The organism is Citrobacter sp. Marseille-Q5395, assembly GCF_947057495.1.
GTDB lineage: Bacteria > Pseudomonadota > Gammaproteobacteria > Enterobacterales > Enterobacteriaceae > Citrobacter > Citrobacter murliniae.
This window is the reverse complement of the sequence record NZ_CAMSEL010000001.1, coordinates 738548-758309: the sequence shown is the minus strand read 5'-3', so window position 1 is coordinate 758309 and position 19762 is coordinate 738548. Positions and strand designations below refer to the sequence as shown.

At 52.0% G+C, this 19762-nt stretch carries 15 protein-coding genes; 11 read left to right on the top strand and 4 right to left on the bottom strand.

What is annotated here, in order from left to right; all coding sequences use genetic code 11:
* Positions 1 to 121: 121 nt before the first annotated feature.
* The 3 genes from msrQ to acuI form a co-directional block, all read right to left on the bottom strand.
* The gene (gene msrQ / locus OH663_RS03480; RefSeq protein ID WP_200010099.1) at positions 122 to 721 is read right to left on the bottom strand and encodes a protein-methionine-sulfoxide reductase heme-binding subunit MsrQ; all 600 of its coding nucleotides are present in this window, start codon (positions 719 to 721) and stop codon (positions 122 to 124) included.
* The gene (gene msrP, locus OH663_RS03475) at positions 722 to 1726 is read right to left on the bottom strand and encodes a protein-methionine-sulfoxide reductase catalytic subunit MsrP (protein WP_200010098.1); all 1005 of its coding nucleotides are present in this window, start codon (positions 1724 to 1726) and stop codon (positions 722 to 724) included.
* A 117-nt stretch (positions 1727 to 1843) separates the two neighbouring features.
* On the bottom strand, positions 1844 to 2818 hold the full coding sequence (gene acuI / locus OH663_RS03470; protein ID WP_200010096.1) for an acrylyl-CoA reductase (NADPH): 975 nt from the start codon (positions 2816 to 2818) through the stop codon (positions 1844 to 1846).
* Between the two features lie 225 nt (positions 2819 to 3043).
* On the opposite strand from acuI, the gene csrD reads away from it, so the two are divergent.
* The 8 genes from csrD to tldD all read left to right on the top strand — a co-directional run bounded on the left by csrD (position 3044) and on the right by tldD (position 15403).
* Positions 3044 to 4984 carry an RNase E specificity factor CsrD gene (gene csrD, locus OH663_RS03465; protein ID WP_045448201.1) on the top strand — a complete coding sequence of 647 codons (1941 nt, stop codon included), beginning with the start codon at positions 3044 to 3046 and terminating at the stop codon, positions 4982 to 4984.
* 305 nt (positions 4985 to 5289) lie between these two features.
* Positions 5290 to 6333, top strand: a complete 1044-nt coding sequence (gene mreB, locus OH663_RS03460; RefSeq protein WP_000913396.1) for a rod shape-determining protein MreB — start codon at positions 5290 to 5292, stop codon at positions 6331 to 6333.
* A 64-nt stretch (positions 6334 to 6397) separates the two neighbouring features.
* The gene (gene mreC / locus OH663_RS03455; RefSeq protein ID WP_045448184.1) at positions 6398 to 7420 is read left to right on the top strand and encodes a rod shape-determining protein MreC; all 1023 of its coding nucleotides are present in this window, start codon (positions 6398 to 6400) and stop codon (positions 7418 to 7420) included.
* Positions 7421 to 7909 (top strand): rod shape-determining protein MreD, encoded by a 489-nt coding sequence (gene mreD, locus OH663_RS03450; RefSeq protein ID WP_003025196.1) that lies wholly within the window; start codon positions 7421 to 7423, stop codon positions 7907 to 7909.
* Between the two features lie 7 nt (positions 7910 to 7916).
* Complete coding sequence (locus tag OH663_RS03445; RefSeq protein WP_048220467.1) at positions 7917 to 8510, top strand: Maf family protein; 594 nt, start codon at positions 7917 to 7919, stop codon at positions 8508 to 8510.
* Positions 8500 to 9969, top strand: coding sequence for a ribonuclease G (gene rng, locus OH663_RS03440; RefSeq protein ID WP_003828822.1), 1470 nt, complete (start codon positions 8500 to 8502; stop codon positions 9967 to 9969). Before OH663_RS03445 ends, rng begins: the two co-directional genes overlap by 11 nt.
* Before the next feature lie 111 nt (positions 9970 to 10080).
* Positions 10081 to 13881, top strand: coding sequence for an AsmA2 domain-containing protein YhdP (yhdP, locus tag OH663_RS03435; RefSeq protein ID WP_200010095.1), 3801 nt, complete (start codon positions 10081 to 10083; stop codon positions 13879 to 13881).
* Between the two features lie 76 nt (positions 13882 to 13957).
* Positions 13958 to 15403: a metalloprotease TldD gene (gene tldD / locus OH663_RS03430; RefSeq protein WP_048222523.1), complete on the top strand. Its 1446-nt coding sequence runs from the start codon at positions 13958 to 13960 to the stop codon at positions 15401 to 15403.
* A gap of 98 nt (positions 15404 to 15501) precedes the next feature.
* Here tldD and aaeR read toward each other — a convergent pair whose 3' ends face one another.
* Entirely contained in the window at positions 15502 to 16431 is a 930-nt protein-coding gene (aaeR, locus tag OH663_RS03425; RefSeq protein WP_045448175.1) for an HTH-type transcriptional activator AaeR, read from the bottom strand.
* A 185-nt stretch (positions 16432 to 16616) separates the two neighbouring features.
* On the opposite strand from aaeR, the gene aaeX reads away from it, so the two are divergent.
* Genes aaeX through aaeB form a run of 3 tightly spaced genes read left to right on the top strand, consistent with a single transcriptional unit; the run spans position 16617 to position 19733 of the window.
* Positions 16617 to 16820, top strand: coding sequence for a p-hydroxybenzoic acid efflux pump operon protein AaeX (gene aaeX, locus OH663_RS03420; RefSeq protein ID WP_003828816.1), 204 nt, complete (start codon positions 16617 to 16619; stop codon positions 16818 to 16820).
* A 7-nt stretch (positions 16821 to 16827) separates the two neighbouring features.
* Positions 16828 to 17760 carry a p-hydroxybenzoic acid efflux pump subunit AaeA gene (gene aaeA, locus OH663_RS03415; RefSeq protein WP_045448166.1) on the top strand — a complete coding sequence of 311 codons (933 nt, stop codon included), beginning with the start codon at positions 16828 to 16830 and terminating at the stop codon, positions 17758 to 17760.
* A 5-nt stretch (positions 17761 to 17765) separates the two neighbouring features.
* Complete coding sequence (aaeB, locus tag OH663_RS03410; protein ID WP_200010094.1) at positions 17766 to 19733, top strand: p-hydroxybenzoic acid efflux pump subunit AaeB; 1968 nt, start codon at positions 17766 to 17768, stop codon at positions 19731 to 19733.
* Positions 19734 to 19762: the final 29 nt, after the last annotated feature.

Sequence of the window (19762 nt, the reverse complement as noted above, 5' to 3'; positions counted from 1 at the left end):
ATAACCATTTCGTAGCAATTGGCAGCTAAATACTGGTCTTATCAGGGAAGATAATCAACCGTTGGCATGTAAAGAACATGGGTTCGTCTGTGTTTTGCAACGCACTGCACATATCGTGAAACTACCGCCACCACTGGCGGAACTTCTTATAACGGCAGGCTAAAAGCACGGTAGCGAGCGCTGCATAAATGATCGGTTGTGGAGATAAAATCTTTACCGACCACAGGTAATGAATAGGCGCCAGGATCGCCACCAGATAGACGAAGTTGTGTAAGAACTGCCAATATTTGCCCAGTTTTCGCTGTGCTGCCTGTGTTGACGTTAATGTGAGGGCAAATAATATGACCCAACTGATAATGCCCAACATCAAATAAGGACGCGTTGTTAATTCCCGTCCTAACAGTGCAAGATTATTAATGCCCAGTTCCAGTAGGGCATAGCTGGTTAAATGCAACGTAGCCCAGGCAAAACACCATAACCCTAACAGGCGACGAGTACGTATCAATAATGGCTGTTTAGCGTAGCGCGCCAGCGGCGCGACCAGCAAGGTCGCCAGTAAAAATTTCAGAGCTGTCCTACCGGTAAAGTGTTGAATGTCTTTAACGGGATCGGCGCTCAATCCCCCATTATTTACCGCCCAAAAGAGCCAGACAAAAGGTAAAATACCGGCAAGATGCAGGCACACTTTCAGCCAGGTAATGTTTTTTGCAGTCAGGCGCACTTAAAAGTTCTCCCGTAAATTGAGGCCGCGATACAGCGAGGCGACTTCATCGGCATAACCGTTAAATAGCAGCGTAGGTTGTCGCTGTACGTCCAGAATCCCGCCTGAACCAATAAAACGCTCAGTCGCTTGCGACCAGCGAGGATGATCGACATGTGGATTCACATTGGCATAAAAACCATATTCATCAGGTGCGGCCATATTCCAGGTCGTCGGTGGGCGTTCACGTGTGAGTTTGATACTGACGATCGACTTAATGCCTTTAAAACCGTATTTCCATGGCACGATTAAGCGGATCGGTGCGCCATTCTGCGGGGGAAGTGCCTTACCATAAACACCTACGGTGAGTAGCGTGAGCGGATGCATGGCTTCATCAAGGCGCAGTCCCTCAACGTAGGGATATTTCAGCCCCCCGCCAATAAAGCGATCTTTCTGTCCCGGCATATCATCCGGCGCATAGAGCGTTTCGAAAGCGACATATTTTGCATTGCTGGTGGGTTCGGCCAGTGCCAACAGCTTATGTAAAGGAAAGCCAATCCACGGCACGACCATTGACCAGGCCTCTACACAGCGCATCCGATAAATACGTTCCTCCAACGGGAAACGTGTGGTTAGTGCATCGTGATCGAGTGTTAAGGGCTTGGCCACTTCGCCACTGATTTTCAGCGTCCAGGGATTGGTCTTCATACTGCCAGCGTTGGCTGCCGGGTCTGCTTTGTCCAGGCCAAACTCATAAAAATTGTTATAGCCAGACACTTTATCTTCTGGTGTTAAAGGAAGCGTATTTTGCCAGGCAGCAGGTTTACTGAAATCAAGCGGTTTACCAGCAGGTGCGGGTGGACGGTCATTACCTTTAAACCAACTGAGAAGGTCAGCCTGTGCAGACAAAGGCAAAGACAATGCGGCGGCACTGATACCCAGTGCTTTCAGCACCTGGCGGCGCTGCATAAAAAAAGCCGATTCTGCGGTTACATCGGCTTCGGTAAATTGACGTATTTTCTTCATGATAGACTCCCGGCATACGCGCGATGACTCATATTGGCGCGTAGTTACTATGGCAGGGAGTCCGTCAATGTGTATAAAAAAATAGTTAATTAAATGTAAGTTTTTATCTGCGACAGCTTAACGTACCTTTACCAATGTGCGGCCTTGCACCTGGTTATTGATGATGGCATCGGCAAACTTTGGCGCATCAGCCAGAGTGATTTCTGTTGCAGCTTGCGCATAGAATGATTCTGGCAAGTCATTGACCAGACGTTGCCAGGCTTGCGCACGACGAGCCGGGGGCGTCATCACGGAATCAACACCCTGTAAGCGCACATTACGCAGAATAAATGGCATCACTGTGGTTGGGAGTGCAAAACCGCCGGCCAGACCACAGGCAGCGACACAGCCGCCGTAGTTCATCTGAGCGAGGACTTTTGCCAGCACTTTGTCGCCAACGGTATCAATCGCACCGGCCCAGAGCTGTTTTTCCAGCGGGCGAGATTCAGCAAACTCATCACGACCGAGGATTCGGTTGGCGCCCAGGCTACGCAGATAGTCATGCGTACTTTCGCGACCGGATACCGCCGCAACCTGATAACCCAGTTTATGCAGCAACGCGACGGCAGTACTGCCCACACCACCGCTGGCGCCGGTGACAACAATCTCGCCATCTTCCTGGCGAATACCGGCGTCTTCAAGCGCCATTACGCACAGCATGGCGGTAAAACCGGCGGTGCCGATGACCATGGCTTTACGGCCATCCAGCCCTTTTGGCAGAGCAACCAACCAGTCACCTTTTACGCGTGCACGTTCTGCCAGTCCACCCCAATGGTTTTCCCCCACGCCCCAGCCGGTTAGCAAGACTTCCTGGCCTGCATGAAAACGGGGATCTTCGCTATTGCGAACGGTGCCAGCGAAATCGATACCAGGAATCATCGGAAAATTACGGATAATTTTACCCTTGCCTGTGATGGCCAGCGCGTCTTTATAGTTCAGGCTCGACCAGTGAACATCCACCGTCACATCGCCTTCCGGTAGCTGGTTTTCGTCGAGGGGTTGAACGGATGCGAGGGTTTTTCCGTCCTGCTGTTCTAAGATCAAAGCCTGCATAACCTGTCCTCAATTCATATAGTGGATTGGAAAATTATTTATGAAGACTATACTCGCTAAACAAAACATGATGCCGATTCTGCGCAATAAATTGCCAGAAATACCTGATTTGGTAGTATGCCCACATTATTTGTGTAAATTGACGGATTTCGCGTTCAATTTCGCATTTTCGTGTCGCTTTTTCATTTTCACGCTTGATTCATAACTGTCGGAGTTAACACAAGGATGCGATTAACGACGAAATTCTCAGCTTTTGTGACGCTGCTTACCGGGCTAACGATCTTCGTGACTTTGATTGGCTGCTCACTGAGTTTTTACAACGCGATTCAATACAAGTTCACCGCTCGCGTCCAGGCCGTAGCGACGGCGATTGACACCCATCTTGTCTCCAAAGATGCTGTTTCCTTAACGCCGCAAATAGATGAGTTAATGATCTCCGTCGATATCGTCCGCGTTGAGTTGCTTCAGGGTGAGAATATTGTTTATCGCCATTCCCGAACCAGTAGCTATCGCCCTGCAGGGACGAACAATCTCTATCGCGATATCACGGTTCCTTTGGTCAAGCATCCTGGGATGTCGCTGCGTCTGGTCTATCAGGATCCAATGGGCAATTATTTCCATTCGCTGATGACGACAGCGCCGCTCACGCTATCGATTGGTTTTATTATCCTGATGCTATTCTTGTCGGTACGCTGGCTTCAGCGTCAGCTTTCCGGACAGGAGCTGCTGGAGATTCGTTCAACGCGGATCCTGAACGGTGAACGAGGGCCGAACGTCCGGGGTACAGTCTATGAATGGCCTGCGCGTACCAGTAGTGCGCTTGATATGCTGCTTACCGAAATTCAGAACGCCCGTGAGCAGCGAAGCAGGTTGGATACGCTGATCCGATCCTATGTTGCGCAGGATACAAAAACCGGGCTTAGCAACCGGCTGTTCTTTGATAACCAATTGGCGACGCTGCTGGAAGATCAAGAGAAAGTAGGATCGCACGGGGTTGTGATGATGGTTCGTCTGCCGGACTTTACCCTGTTGCGTGATAGTTGGGGAGTTGAGCTTGCTGAAGAACAAATCTCCGCGCTCATCAATTTGTTGTCGACCTTTATTATGCGCTATCCGGGAGCGCTGCTGGCACGCTACCACCGTAGTGATTTTGCCATCTTGCTGCCGCACCGCACGTTAAAAGAAGCGGAAAGTATCGCCGGGCAATTGTTAAAAGCGGTAGACGCACTTCCGACTAACAAAATGATCGATCGTGCCGATATGATTCATATTGGCATTTGCGTTTGCCGCAGCGGTCAATCCACTGAACAGGTTATGGATCACGCCGAAGCGGCAACCCGTAATTCGGTATTGCAAGGTGGGAACAGTTGGTCAGTCTATGACGACTCTCTACCCGAAAAAGGCCGGGGTAATGTACGCTGGCGAACGCTTATAGAACAGATGCTCAGCCGGGGCGGTCCGAGAATTTACCAAAAACCTGCTGTGACATGTGAAGGGCGGGTGCACCATCGGGAATTAATGTGCCGCATTTTTGATGGGAGCGAAGAGGTCATCTCGGCAGAATATATGCCGATGGTGCTGCAATTTGGCCTGGCGGAAGAATATGACCGCTTGCAGATTAGCCGTCTGATCTTGTTATTGGGCTATTGGCCACAGGAAAGTTTGGCGATGCAGGCGACAGTAGAGTCGCTTATTCGCCCGCGTTTTCAGCGCTGGTTGCGTGATACGCTGATGCAGTGCGAAAAATCGCTGCGTAAACGCATAATTATTGAACTTGCGGAGGCGGATGTCTGTCAACATATCAGCCGGTTACAGCCTGTGATTCGATTGATGGATGCGCTGGGTGTTCGTATCGCCGTTACGCAGGCAGGTTTAACACTGGTTAGCACCAGTTGGATAAAAGAACTCAATGTCGAATTATTGAAACTTCATCCAAGCCTGGTAAGAAATATTGATAAGCGAACGGAAAATCAGCTTCTTGTGCAGAGTCTGGTGGAAGCCTGTTCAGGAACACCCACGCTGGTTTATGCCACCGGTGTTCGTTCGCGTAGCGAGTGGCGTACGTTGACCGAACGTGGAGTCTCGGGTGGACAAGGTGATTTTTTTGCCGCATCACAGCCACTTGACACCAACGTGAAAAAATATTCGCAAAGATATTCGGTTTAACCTGCCGTTTAATTTGTTTTCACGTAGAATAACGCGCGCTGTGCCTTCTGGGGGTGTGCTTGTCTGCCCGCTAGGTTGTAACAGCAAACATGCAGGTGAATGACCTTTGACAGGTTGCAAATGAGGCGAGGATTGCTGCTGATTTATTCAGCCCTGATGGACTCAGGCCGGTTTTGTAACAAAGGAAACGAACTGCACTAATTTTCACCGTAGCAGATGATTTTTCCGCCTTGTCGCTGCTGCGTGTGGTTGGTAAAGTAAGCGGATTTTGTTTTCCGCCCCAGCTTTCAGGATTATCCCTTAGTATGTTGAAAAAATTTCGTGGCATGTTTTCCAATGACCTGTCCATTGACCTGGGTACCGCGAATACCCTTATTTATGTAAAAGGACAAGGCATCGTATTGAATGAGCCTTCTGTTGTGGCCATTCGCCAGGATCGTGCCGGTTCGCCGAAAAGCGTGGCCGCAGTAGGTCATGATGCGAAGCAGATGCTGGGTCGTACACCGGGTAATATTGCTGCAATTCGCCCAATGAAAGATGGCGTTATTGCTGACTTCTTCGTGACTGAAAAAATGCTCCAGCACTTTATCAAACAAGTGCACAGCAACAGCTTCATGCGCCCAAGCCCGCGCGTACTGGTATGTGTACCGGTTGGAGCAACTCAGGTTGAACGTCGTGCGATCCGTGAATCCGCTCAGGGAGCAGGTGCGCGTGAAGTGTTCCTGATCGAAGAGCCGATGGCGGCAGCGATCGGTGCGGGTCTGCCTGTTTCCGAAGCAACCGGTTCTATGGTTGTGGACATCGGTGGTGGTACCACTGAAGTCGCAGTTATCTCCCTGAACGGCGTGGTTTACTCTTCTTCCGTACGCATCGGTGGTGACCGTTTCGACGAAGCCATTATTAATTATGTGCGTCGTAACTACGGCTCTCTGATCGGTGAAGCTACCGCAGAACGTATTAAGCACGAAATCGGTTCTGCTTATCCGGGTGATGAAGTACGCGAAATCGAAGTTCGCGGTCGTAACCTGGCTGAAGGTGTTCCACGTGGCTTTACCCTGAACTCTAACGAGATTCTGGAAGCGCTGCAGGAACCGCTGACCGGTATCGTGAGCGCGGTGATGGTTGCACTGGAACAGTGCCCGCCAGAGCTGGCGTCTGATATCTCCGAACGCGGCATGGTGCTTACCGGCGGTGGCGCATTACTGCGTAACCTTGATCGTCTGTTAATGGAAGAAACCGGTATTCCAGTTGTTGTTGCTGAAGATCCGCTGACCTGTGTGGCGCGCGGCGGCGGCAAAGCGCTGGAAATGATTGATATGCACGGCGGCGACCTGTTCAGCGAAGAGTAGTCGGATGCAGGTAGGGTGGCCAACAGGTTGCCCTTCCGCACTGACACGAGAATACGCATAGCCTATGAAGCCAATTTTTAGCCGTGGCCCGTCGCTACAGATTCGCCTTATTCTGGCGGTGCTGGTGGCGCTCGGCGTTATTATCGCCGACAGCCGCCTGGGTACGTTTAGCCAAATCCGAACGTACATGGATACCGCCGTCAGTCCTTTCTACTTTATTTCTAATGGTCCCCGTGAATTACTCGACGGCGTGTCGCAAACGCTGGCTTCGCGTGACCAACTCGAACTTGAAAACCGGGCGCTGCGCCAGGAACTGCTGCTGAAAAACAGCGAGTTGCTGATGCTGGGGCAATATAAACAGGAGAACGCGCGTTTGCGCGAGCTGCTGGGATCGCCGCTGCGTCAGGATGAACAAAAGATGGTGACTCAGGTCATCTCAACGGTTAATGACCCTTACAGCGATCAGGTTGTGATCGATAAAGGGAGCGTAAACGGTGTTTACGAAGGTCAGCCGGTAATCAGTGATAAAGGTGTCGTGGGTCAGGTCGTTGCCGTGGCAAAACTGACCAGTCGCGTACTGTTGATTTGCGATGCAACCCACGCGTTGCCGATCCAGGTTCTGCGTAACGACATTCGTGTGATTGCTGCCGGTAACGGCTGCACGGACGATCTACAGCTCGAACACCTGCCAGCCAATACCGATATTCGTGTTGGCGATGTGCTGGTCACATCGGGCCTGGGCGGACGTTTCCCTGAAGGGTATCCGGTCGCCGTTGTCTCTTCCGTTAAGCTGGACACCCAACGTGCTTACACCGTGATTCAGGCGCGTCCGACTGCTGGTTTACAGCGTTTGCGCTACCTGTTGCTGTTGTGGGGAGCCGACCGTAATGGTGCAAATCCGATGACTCCGGAGGAAGTGCACCGCGTAGCCAATGAACGTCTGATGCAAATGATGCCTCAGGTGCTGCCGTCGCCGGATACGATGGGCCCGCCAGCCCCTGTTCCAGCACCGGCAACAGGTGTTACTCCTGCACCTGCGAATACAGCGCAGCCAGTACCTTCTCCGCGTAAGCCGGGAGGGCAGTAAGTGGCAAGCTATCGTAGCCAGGGACGTTGGGTAATTTGGCTCTCGTTCCTTATTGCACTGTTATTGCAAGTCATGCCCTGGCCGGATGACATTCTTGTTTTCCGGCCAAACTGGGTGCTGCTCATCCTGCTGTATTGGATCCTGGCACTGCCGCATCGCGTAAATGTGGGCACAGGATTTGTGGTGGGTGCCATACTGGATCTCATTAGTGGTTCCACGCTTGGCGTGCGGGCTTTGTCGATGAGTATCATTGCTTATCTGGTCGCGCTGAAATTCCAACTATTCCGTAACCTCGCGCTCTGGCAACAGGCGCTGGTGGTCATGTTGCTATCACTGGTCGTGGATATTATTGTTTTCTGGGCCGAGTTTTTAGTGATCAATGTCTCTTTCAGACCCGAAGTGTTCTGGAGTAGTGTAGTAAACGGTGTGCTTTGGCCATGGTTATTCTTACTGATGCGTAAAGTCCGCCAGCAGTTTGCGGTGCAATAAGGTTGATATGAATACTCTGTATCTGGCTTCAGGTTCCCCACGCCGGCAGGAACTGTTGACTCAGCTTGGTGTGAAATTTGAGCGGCTGGTTCCCGGGATTGAGGAACAGCGGCATTCGCAAGAAAGCGCACAGCAGTATGTTGTTCGTCTGGCGCGGGAGAAGGCGCAGGCAGGCGTTGCGTTGGCTCTTCGTGATCTGCCTGTGTTGGGTGCAGATACCATTGTTATTCTGAATGGCGAAGTGCTGGAAAAACCGCATGACACCGCCCATGCTGCAGCGATGCTGCGCAAGCTGTCAGGCAAAACACATCAGGTCATGACGGCAGTGGCGTTAGCCGATCGCCAGCACAGTCTGGACTGCCTGGTTGTAACGGAAGTGACATTCAGAGCACTAACTGATGAGGACATTGCGGGCTATGTTGCCAGCGGTGAGCCTATGGATAAAGCAGGTGCATACGGTATTCAAGGGTTGGGTGGCTGTTTTGTCAGGAAGATAAATGGCAGCTATCACGCCGTAGTCGGCTTACCGCTGGTAGAAACGTATGAGTTGCTGAGCAATTTTAACGCACTGCGTGAGAAAAGGGATAAACATGACGGCTGAATTGTTGGTAAACGTAACGCCATCGGAAACGCGCGTGGCGTACATTGATGGCGGAATTCTGCAGGAAATTCATATTGAACGTGAGGCGCGACGCGGAATCGTAGGCAATATCTACAAAGGTCGTGTAAGTCGTGTACTTCCGGGTATGCAGGCGGCTTTTGTAGATATTGGACTGGATAAAGCCGCATTTCTTCACGCTTCAGACATCATGCCACATACAGAATGTGTGGCAGGTGAAGAGCAAAAGCAGTTCACTGTGCGCGACATCTCCGAGCTGGTGCGCCAGGGACAAGACCTGATGGTGCAGGTGGTAAAAGATCCGCTTGGCACTAAGGGCGCCCGTCTGACGACGGATATCACGCTTCCTTCCCGTTACCTTGTTTTCATGCCTGGTGCATCACACGTTGGGGTTTCCCAGCGTATCGAAAGTGAAACCGAACGTGAACGTCTGAAAAAAGTGGTGGCGGATTACTGCGATGAGCAGGGCGGATTTATTATTCGCACGGCGGCAGAAGGTGTGTGCGAAGAGGATCTGGCCTCCGATGCCGCTTACCTGAAGCGCGTCTGGACCAAAGTTATGGAGCGCAAAAAGCGTCCGCAAACGCGCTATCAGATGTACGGCGAACTGGCGCTTGCGCAGCGTGTACTGCGCGATTTTGCTGATGCTCAGCTTGACCGAATCCGAGTGGACTCCCGTTTGACCTATGAAGCGTTGTTGGAGTTTACCGCGGAATACATCCCGGAGATGACCAGCAAGCTGGAACACTACAGTGGACGGCAGCCTATTTTCGATCTCTTTGATGTTGAAAATGAAATTCAACGCGCGCTGGAACGTAAAGTTGAGCTGAAATCCGGTGGTTATCTGATTATCGATCAGACCGAAGCGATGACCACTGTTGATATAAACACCGGCGCGTTTGTTGGACATCGTAATCTCGATGACACTATCTTTAATACCAACATTGAAGCGACACAGGCCATTGCGCGTCAACTGCGTCTGCGCAACCTGGGCGGCATTATCATTATCGATTTTATCGACATGAATAATGAGGATCACCGTCGTCGGGTGCTGCACTCTTTGGAGCAGGCCCTGAGTAAGGACCGCGTAAAAACCAGCATTAACGGTTTTTCACAGTTGGGGCTGGTGGAGATGACGCGTAAGCGTACGCGCGAAAGCGTGGAGCATGTGCTTTGTAACGAGTGTCCAACTTGCCACGGGCGCGGCACGGTGAAAACGGTAGAAACCGTATGCTATGAAATCATGCGTGAAATTGTGCGCGTGCATCATGCTTACGACTCCGATCGTTTCCTGGTCTATGCTTCTCCGGCAGTGGCAGAGACTCTGAAAGGTGAAGAGTCACATGCGCTGGCGGAAGTGGAAATCTTTGTCGGCAAACAGGTCAAAGTACAAGTCGAGCCGCTCTATAACCAGGAGCAGTTTGACGTGGTAATGATGTGAGCAGGCCTGCGGCGTCAGTGCTTGTAGGCCGGATTTGGCGCAAGCGCTGCCATCCGGCAAGATTCACTTCAGGTTTGTGAGTCACATTTTTTGGCAGACAAGGAGAGGCGCGTGAGGCGATTGCCGGGGATATTACTGCTCACTGGAGCCGCATTCGTTGTCATCGCAGCGCTGCTGGTTAGTGGGCTGCGCCTTGCTCTGCCTCATCTCGATACCTGGCGTCCCGCCATTCTTGGCAAGATTGAATCCGCAACAGGTATGCCCGTTTCTGCCACTCAGTTCACCGCCAACTGGCAAAACTTTGGCCCGACGCTCGAGGCGCGCGATATCCATGCGCAGCTAAACGATGGCGGAGAATTCTCAGTTAAGCGAGTCACGCTGGCGCTGGATGTCTGGCAAAGTCTGCTGCACATGCGCTGGCAGTTTCGCGATCTTACCTTCTGGCAACTGCAACTGCGTACTAATACTCCTATCCAGCGCAGCGACAGCGACGATGGCATTGAAGCCGGTCACCTTAGCGATCTTTTCCTTCGTCAGTTTGATCATTTCGATCTTCGCGATAGTCAGATCAGCTTTTTAACCCTCTCTGGCCAGCGTGCAGAGCTGGCGATACCACAGCTTACCTGGCTGAACGGTAAAAACAGACACCGCGCCGAAGGTCAGGTCAGTCTCTCCAGCCTCACCGGACAGCACGGCGTCATGCAGGTGCGAATGGATCTGCGTGACGATGACGGACTGCTGAATAATGGTCGCGTCTGGCTACAGGCTGATGACATCGATGTGAAGCCGTGGTTGGGGAAATGGATGCAGGATAACGTCGCGCTGCAAACCGCGCGTTTTAGCCTCGAAGGATGGATGACGCTCAGCAAAGGGGAAATCTCCGGTGGAGATATCTGGCTGAAGAAAGGTGGTGCAAGCTGGCAGGGCGATAACCATACACACACGCTCGCTGTTGATAATCTGACCGCACACATTAGCCGTGAACAGCCAGGCTGGCAATTTTCTATTCCCGATACACGGATAACTCTGGACGATAAACCCTGGCCGAGCGGAGCGTTAACCCTTGCCTGGATCCCTGAGCAGGAAGTGGGCGGTGAAAATAACAAACGCAGTGATGAGCTGCGCATTCGTGCCAGTAATCTGGAGTTAGCTGGATTAGAGGGGCTGCGTTCGATGGCGGCAAAGTTATCTCCGGCGCTGGGTGATATCTGGCAGGCAACGCAACCGAGCGGCAAGATAGATGTGCTGGCGCTCGATATTCCGTTGCAGGCGACAGAAAAAACCCGCTTCCAGTCCTCGTGGACCAATCTGGCCTGGAAACAGTGGAAGCTGTTACCGGGTGCAGAACATTTCTCCGGAACGCTTGCGGGCAGTGTTGAAAATGGTTTGCTCACCGCCTCCATGAAACAGGCAAAAATGCCCTATGAAACGGTCTTCCGCGCTCCGCTGGAAATTGAAGAGGGTGTGGCTACGCTTAGCTGGCTGAAAAATGACAAAGGTTTTCAGTTAGATGGGCGTGATATTGATGTTAAAGCGACAGCAGTACATGCTCGCGGTGGTTTTCGCTATCTGCAACCGACAGGTGATGAGCCATGGCTGGGCATTCTGGCGGGTATCAGTACCAACGACGGCTCTCAGGCCTGGCGTTATTTTCCGGAAAACCTGATGGGTAAGGAGCTGGTTGACTACCTCAGCAGCGCAATTCAGGGTGGTGAGGCGGATAACGCCACGCTGGTCTATGGCGGTAATCCGCACTTATTCCCGTATAAACACAACGAAGGTCAGTTTCAGGTGCTGGTGCCGCTGCGCAATGCAACGTTTGCCTTCCAGCCAGACTGGCCTGCGTTAACAGACCTTGATATTGAGCTGAACTTCCTTAACGACGGTCTGTGGATGAAAACCGACGGCGTCCAGTTAGGCGGAGTGAAAGCCAGTAACCTGACCGCCAATATTCCCGACTATAAGAAAGAAAAGCTGCTGATTGATGCGGATATCAACGGGCCGGGAAAGGCGGTCGGACCGTATTTTGATGATACCCCGTTGAAGGACTCTCTCGGTGCCACACTGGAACAGCTCCAGATTGACGGCGATGTGAATGCTCGCTTACATCTTGATATCCCACTTGATGGTTCGCTGGTCACCGCCAAAGGTGATGTCATGCTGCGTAATAACAGCCTGTTTATTAAGCCACTCGACAGTACGCTGAAGAACCTGAACGGCAAATTCAGCTTTGTAAACGGGGATCTCAAAAGCGAGCCGATGACGGCAAACTGGTTTAATCAGCCTCTGGATGTCGATTTTTCCACTACTGAAGGCACTAAAGCTTATCAGGTCGCTGTGAATCTGAAGGGGGACTGGCAACCAACCCGGATGGGGATTTTGCCGACGCAGGTGAACGATGCTTTAAGCGGCAGCATGGCGTGGAATGGTAAAGTTGGTATCGAACTTCCGTATCATGCCGGGGCAACATACAACATTGAGTTAAAGAGTGACCTGAAAAATGTAAGCAGTCACTTACCAGCACCGCTGAACAAAGCGCGCGGTGAGTCGCTGCCGGTTAACGTTAAGGCGGACGGCAATCTGCGCAGTTTTGATCTGACTGGCAACGCCGGAAATAAAAACCACTTTAACAGCCACTGGTTGCTGAACCAGAAATTGACGCTTGACCGTGCCATCTGGACTTCTGAAAGCCGTACCGTGCCTGCGCTGCCTGACCAGCAGGGCGTTGAACTTAACCTTCCGCCAATGGATGGTGCGCAGTGGCTGGCGTTGTTCCAGAAAGGTGCGGCGGATAACGTCGGTACTAACGCGAACTTCCCCCAACGCATCACGGTACGTACGCCATCTTTATCACTGGGAGGCCAGCAGTGGAACAATCTGAGTATTGTGTCTGAACCTGCGCTTAACGGGGCGAACATACAGGCGCAAGGACGTGAGATTAACGCGACGTTGGCCATGCGCAATAACGCGCCGTGGCAGGCGTTTATTAAGTATCTTTACTACAACCCAGGCACTGCAAAGTCGTCACAGAAAACAGCATCCGCCTCGCCGTTTTCTGACATAGGCAGAGTTAGCTTCCGTGGCTGGCCGGATGTTCAGTTCCGCTGCGCAGAGTGTTGGATGTGGGGGCAGAAATACGGGCGTATTGACGCCGATGTGGCGATTAAAGGCGATACGTTGACGTTGAGCAGTGGTTTGTTAGATACAGGTTTTGCCAGACTGACTCTGGACGGTGAATGGGTTAACGTGCCGGGTAAAGAGCGTACGTCGCTGAAGGGAAAACTAAACGGTAATAAAATTGACTCTGCCGCGGGTTTCTTTGGCGTATCAACGCCGATACGAAACTCTTCATTCAACGTTGAGTACGATCTGCACTGGCGCAATCCCCCCTGGGATCCTGATGAAGCCTCGCTTAATGGAATTTTGCGTACCCGTTTGGGTAAAGGCGAGCTTACTGAGTTAAGCACCGGACATGCGGGACAACTGCTGCGCCTGCTGAGCTTTGATGCGTTGCTGCGTAAACTGCGTTTTGATTTTAGCGATACCTTCAGTGAAGGCTTTTATTTTGACTCCATTCGCAGCACGGCATGGATTAAAGATGGCGTAATGCATACCGATGATACGTTGGTGGACGGACTGGAAGCGGATATCGCGATGAAAGGTTCAGTTAACCTTGTGCGGCGTGAGCTGGATATGGAAGCTGTTGTCGCACCGGAAATTTCTGCCACCGTGGGTGTTGCCGCCGCGTTTGCCGTCAACCCGATTGTCGGTGCCGCTGTATTTGCTGCCAGTAAAGTACTGGGACCGTTATGGAGCAAAGTCTCGATTCTGCGCTATCGCATCACCGGTCCGGTTGATAAGCCGCAGATTAACGAAGTCCTGCGCCAGCCGCGAAAAGAAAGAAAGCAATGATTTGACGGGGGCGAGTAATTGCCCCAATCTCAGTAAATAGATCTCCCTACCGCAGCAACTAATGAGTAGCAAAACGATGAGTCTGAACCTGGTAAGTGAACAATTGCTAGCGGCGAATGGCCTGAAACATCAGGATCTGTTTGCCATTCTGGGCCAACTGGCCGAACGCCGTCTTGATTACGGCGATCTCTATTTTCAGTCGAGCTATCACGAATCCTGGGTTTTAGAAGACCGCATCATTAAAGATGGTTCTTACAATATCGACCAGGGCGTTGGTGTGCGCGCCATTAGCGGCGAAAAAACAGGGTTTGCCTATGCAGACCAGATAAGCCTGCTGGCGTTAGAGCAAAGCGCTCATGCTGCCCGTACGATTGTGCGCGACAGCGGCGATGGTAAAGTAAAGACGCTGGGCGCAGTCGAACATCAAGCTCTCTATACCTCGGTTGATCCGTTACAAAGCATGAGTCGTGAAGAGAAGCTGGACATTCTCAGGCGTGTCGATCGTGTTGCACGTGCGGCTGATAAGCGCGTGCAGGAAGTGACTGCAAGTCTGACCGGCGTCTACGAGTTGATCCTGGTGGCTGCGACAGACGGAACACTGGCGGCGGATGTTCGTCCTCTGGTGCGCTTGTCTGTCAGCGTGCAGGTAGAAGATGACGGCAAACGTGAACGTGGTGCCAGCGGTGGCGGCGGTCGTTTTGGTTATGACTATTTCCTCGCCTCCCTTGATGGCGAAGTCCGGGCCGATGCGTGGGCGAAAGAGGCCGTGCGCATGGCGCTGGTGAATCTCTCTGCGGTAGCCGCTCCGGCAGGAACGCTGCCTGTAGTGCTGGGCGCAGGTTGGCCTGGTGTGCTACTGCACGAAGCGGTCGGTCATGGTCTGGAAGGTGACTTTAACCGCCGAGGTACTTCGGTATTCAGCGGTCATATGGGGGAGCTGGTCGCGTCTGAACTGTGCACAGTCGTTGATGACGGTACGATGGTGGATCGCCGTGGTTCGGTAGCCATTGATGACGAAGGGACTCCGGGCCAGTACAACGTACTGATTGAAAACGGTATTCTGAAAGGTTACATGCAGGACAAACTGAATGCGCGTCTGATGGGTGTGGCGCCGACAGGTAACGGACGTCGTGAATCTTATGCGCACTTGCCAATGCCGCGTATGACCAACACCTATATGCTGCCAGGGAAATCCACGCCGCAGGAAATTATCGAGTCTGTCGAATATGGGATTTATGCACCTAACTTCGGCGGCGGTCAGGTGGATATCACTTCCGGGAAGTTTGTTTTCTCAACCTCTGAAGCGTACCTGATTGAAAACGGTAAAGTCACCAAACCGGTGAAAGGCGCGACGCTTATCGGTTCTGGCATTGAAGCGATGCAGCAGATTTCCATGGTGGGTAACGATCTGAAACTGGATAACGGCGTTGGTGTTTGCGGTAAAGAAGGGCAGAGTCTGCCGGTGGGCGTTGGTCAGCCGACGCTGAAGGTGGATAACCTGACCGTGGGCGGCACTGCTTAAATCTCCGGATTCATACCTGCTGTATGCCCGATAAGCATTGTGCTATCGGGCATTTTGCTGGATGGGGGACATAAATGCTGCTCCGGCTGGACAGTCCTCTATTTTTCTTTGCCCCTGCCATACATCCTCTGAAACAACTGTGCCACATCGACAAAATAATCCGTGAGATAGTTAATCACCACCTGCACCTTGAGTGGTAGCTTGTCTTTTTCAGTATACAGGGCGTAGACCGGACGCGGGTCTGACTGATAACGGGGCAACAGGATCTCCACTTCGCCACGATTGATCTCATTGATCACCCACATCAGCGGGACATAGGCAATTCCCGCGCCTGCGGCCAGCCAGCGCACCAGCGTCATAGGGTCATTGGTTACGAAGCGTCCCTGTGGGATGAGGCGAGTAGAAATCCCCTCCGGGGCAATAAGCTCAAATTCATTATCGGGTCGTACGCTGTATTCCAGCCAGGAATGATTACTGAGGTCGGCCGGTTTTTCCGGGGTACCGAATTGGGCGAGGTAATTTTTCGCGGCACAGACCACCATCGGCATGGTCCCCAGGCGACGCGAAAAAAGACTCGAGTCCTGCAACGCACCCACACGGATAACGACGTCCAGGCCATCGGCGATTAAGTCTGGTGCCGGGATGCCGGTGACCAGATTTACCGTCAGGCCAGGGTACTCTTTCAGCATTTTTGCCGTCAGTCCGGCAAGGACATTTTGTGCCATGGTTGAAGAACAGCCAATTCGCAGGGTACCAATTGGCGTGTTGTTAAAGGCATAAAGCTGCTCGTGAACATCCTGCGCTTCGTGCAGCATTCTGCGGCAGCCCTGATAATAAATCTTACCCGCCTCGGTAAGCCCAATGCTACGTGTGCTGCGGTTTAGCAGCTTAACCTGTAGCTCATCTTCCAGTTTTGATACCGTCTGGCTTATCGATGAAACACTCATTTGAAGCTGTCTCGCGGCGGCGGTGAAGGAGCCTAACTCGACAACTTTGGCAAACACCGACATTCGTTTTAATCGTTCCATTGTTCACTCTGGCTTAAAAGTGATTTAGATCACATAATATAGATAACAGCATAACAGTTACGTTAATATATTATTATTCAAATAACTGCTGTGTCGCTCTCGCCTGGCTAATCCTTGCCCTTCTCTGCGGTGACATACGCTAAAAAAATCAATCATCTGCACTCTCTTAAGCTACCAAGGTCAACATGAGTCTGTTTCCCGTTATCGTGGTGTTTGGTCTTTCCTTCCCACCGATATTTTTCGAATTGCTTTTGTCACTGGCGATTTTCTGGCTGGTGCGCCGGATGCTAGTTCCGACTGGCATCTATGATTTTGTCTGGCATCCGGCTCTGTTTAATACCGCGCTGTATTGCTGTCTTTTCTATTTAATAACGCGCCTGTTCGTTTGAGGTTGAAGTGAAAACACTAACAAGAAAACTCTCCCGCACGGCCATGACTCTCATACTGGTCATTCTGGCCTTTATCGCCATTTTCCGCGCATGGGTCTACTACACCGAATCGCCGTGGACGCGTGATGCACGTTTCAGTGCTGATGTTGTGGCAATTGCGCCGGATGTCGCGGGCTTAATCACTGATGTTAACGTTCATGATAACCAACTGGTGAAAAAGGATCAGGTCCTGTTCACTATCGACCAACCGCGCTATAAGAAAGCCCTCGAACAGGCTGAAGCGGATGTCGCCTATTATCAGGTACTGGCACAGGAAAAGCGCCAGGAAGCGGGTCGTCGTAACCGGCTTGGCGTTCAGGCAATGTCTCGTGAAGAGATTGACCAGTCCAATAACGTATTGCAAACCGTATTGCACCAGCTTGCAAAGGCGCAGGCGACACGCGACCTGGCGAAATTGGATCTTGAACGAACGGTCATTCGCGCCCCAGCCGACGGTTGGGTGACTAACCTTAACGTCTATTCTGGCGAGTTTATTACCCGCGGCTCCACGGCGGTAGCGTTGGTAAAACAGCACTCTTTTTATGTGCTGGCTTATATGGAAGAGACCAAGCTGGAAGGTGTTCGTCCGGGGTATCGTGCTGAAATAACACCACTTGGCAGTAATAAGGTATTGAAAGGCACCGTTGATAGCGTAGCGGCTGGTGTAACGAATGCCAGCAGTACGCAGGATGCAAAAGGTATGGCGACCATTGATTCCAATCTTGAATGGGTACGTCTGGCACAGCGTGTGCCGGTGCGTATTCGTCTGGATGAGCAGCAAGGCACCCTGTGGCCGGCCGGTACTACGGCCACCGTCGTCATTACTGGTAAGCAGGATCGCGATGCCAGCCAGGAGTCGTTTTTCCGTAAAATAGCGCATCGCCTGCGCGAGTTTGGTTAATCGTGATGGGTATTTTCTCCATTGCCAATCAGCATATCCGCTTTGCGGTAAAACTGGCATGCGCCATTGTGCTGGCGCTGTTTGTTGGCTTTCACTTTCAACTTGAGACACCGCGCTGGGCGGTGTTGACTGCGGCAATTGTGGCGGCTGGCCCGGCCTTTGCTGCGGGTGGAGAACCCTATTCCGGCGCTATCCGTTATCGCGGTATGCTTCGTATTGTCGGAACATTTATTGGCTGTATTGCCGCACTGATCATTATTATCAGCATGATCCGTGCGCCGCTGCTGATGATCCTGGTGTGCTGCATCTGGGCCGGTTTTTGTACCTGGCTCTCCTCGCTGGTGAAGATCGAGAATTCCTATGCCTGGGGGCTTTCGGGCTACACGGCGCTGATAATCGTCATTACCATTCAGGCGGAACCATTGCTGACGCCGCAATTTGCGCTCGAACGCTGCAGCGAGATCGTGATGGGGATCGTCTGCGCTATTGTAGCCGATCTGCTCTTTTCACCCCGTTCAGTGAAGCAGGAGATCGATGTCGAGCTGGACAGCCTTCTGGTGGCGCAGTATCAACTTATGCAACTGTGCATTAAGCACGGCGACAGTGAAGAAGTGGATAAAGCCTGGGGGGATTTAGTCCGTCGTACTGCGGCGCTGGAAGGTATGCGCAGCAACCTGAACATGGAGTCCTCACGCTGGGTACGCGCCAACCGCAGACTTAAAGCATTGAACACGTTGTCGCTGACGCTCATTACCCAATCCTGTGAAACCTATCTTATCCAGAACACGCGACCGGACCTGATTACGGACACCTTCCGTGAGCTGTTTGATACGCCAGTTCAAACGGTGCAGGACGTACATAAGCAACTCAAGAGGATGCGGCGCGTGATTGTCTGGACCGGCGAGCGTGACACGCCGGTGACGATATATAGCTGGGCAGGTGCTGCGACACGCTACCTGCTGCTCAAACGCGGTGTTGTCAGCAATACCAAAATTAGTGCGATTGAAGAAGAGATCCTGCAGGGTGAGCCGGTAGTGAAAGTGGAATCCGCCGAACGTCACCATGCGATGGTCAACTTCTGGCGTACCACGCTTTCCTGTGTGCTGGGAACCTTGTTCTGGCTGTGGACCGGCTGGACGTCAGGTAGTGGCGCGATGGTGATGATTGCGGTCGTTACCTCACTGGCAATGCGTTTACCCAATCCACGTATGGTAGCGATAGACTTTATCTACGGCACGCTGGCAGCATTACCTTTGGGGGCGCTCTATTTTCTGGTGATTATCCCCAATACCCAGCAAAGTATGTTGTTACTGTGCCTGAGCCTTGCTGTGCTGGGATTTTTCCTCGGTATCGAGGTACAGAAGCGGCGTTTGGGCTCCATGGGGGCGCTGGCGAGCACGATTAACATTATCGTGCTGGATAACCCGATGACGTTCCATTTTAGCCAGTTCCTCGACAGTGCGCTGGGACAGCTTGTGGGATGTGTGCTGGCGTTTATTGTGATTCTGTTGGTGCGTGATAACTCCCGTGACAGAACAGGTCGCGTGCTGCTCAATCAGTTTGTTTCAGCCGCAGTCTCCGCTATGACCACTAATATGGTTCGTCGAAAAGAGAATCACCTTCCGGCGCTCTATCAGCAACTGTTTTTACTGATGAATAAATTTCCCGGCGATCTGGCGAAGTTTCGTCTGGCGCTGACGATGATCATCGCTCACCAGCGTCTGCGTGATGCACCTGTACCGGTAAATGAGGATTTATCTGCGTTTCATCGTCAGCTCCGTCGTACTGCCGATCACGTTATTTCAGCTGGAAATGACGACAAACGCCGACGCTACTTTAGTCAGCTGCTTGAGGAGCTTGATATCTATCAGGAAAAATTAAACATCTGGGAAGCCCCGCCTCAGGTGACGGAGCCTGTAAAACGGCTTACGGGTATGCTGCACAAATATCAGCACGCCCTGACCAGCAGTTAAGAGTTAAAAACCGACGCCAGAAGCGTCGG

What these genes read in the sequence shown, in the direction of transcription:
- acuI (WP_200010096.1), bottom strand. Translation starts at nt 2,818, where the DNA reads ATGCAGGCTTTGATCTTAGAACAGCAGGACGGAAAAACCCTCGCATCC.
- tldD (WP_048222523.1), top strand. Translation starts at nt 13,958, where the DNA reads ATGAGTCTGAACCTGGTAAGTGAACAATTGCTAGCGGCGAATGGCCTG.
- msrP (WP_200010098.1), bottom strand. Translation starts at nt 1,726, where the DNA reads ATGAAGAAAATACGTCAATTTACCGAAGCCGATGTAACCGCAGAATCG.
- OH663_RS03445 (WP_048220467.1), top strand. Translation starts at nt 7,917, where the DNA reads ATGAATACTCTGTATCTGGCTTCAGGTTCCCCACGCCGGCAGGAACTG.
- rng (WP_003828822.1), top strand. Translation starts at nt 8,500, where the DNA reads ATGACGGCTGAATTGTTGGTAAACGTAACGCCATCGGAAACGCGCGTG.
- aaeR (WP_045448175.1), bottom strand. Translation starts at nt 16,431, where the DNA reads ATGGAACGATTAAAACGAATGTCGGTGTTTGCCAAAGTTGTCGAGTTA.
- mreC (WP_045448184.1), top strand. Translation starts at nt 6,398, where the DNA reads ATGAAGCCAATTTTTAGCCGTGGCCCGTCGCTACAGATTCGCCTTATT.
- csrD (WP_045448201.1), top strand. Translation starts at nt 3,044, where the DNA reads ATGCGATTAACGACGAAATTCTCAGCTTTTGTGACGCTGCTTACCGGG.
- aaeB (WP_200010094.1), top strand. Translation starts at nt 17,766, where the DNA reads ATGGGTATTTTCTCCATTGCCAATCAGCATATCCGCTTTGCGGTAAAA.
- aaeX (WP_003828816.1), top strand. Translation starts at nt 16,617, where the DNA reads ATGAGTCTGTTTCCCGTTATCGTGGTGTTTGGTCTTTCCTTCCCACCG.
- mreB (WP_000913396.1), top strand. Translation starts at nt 5,290, where the DNA reads ATGTTGAAAAAATTTCGTGGCATGTTTTCCAATGACCTGTCCATTGAC.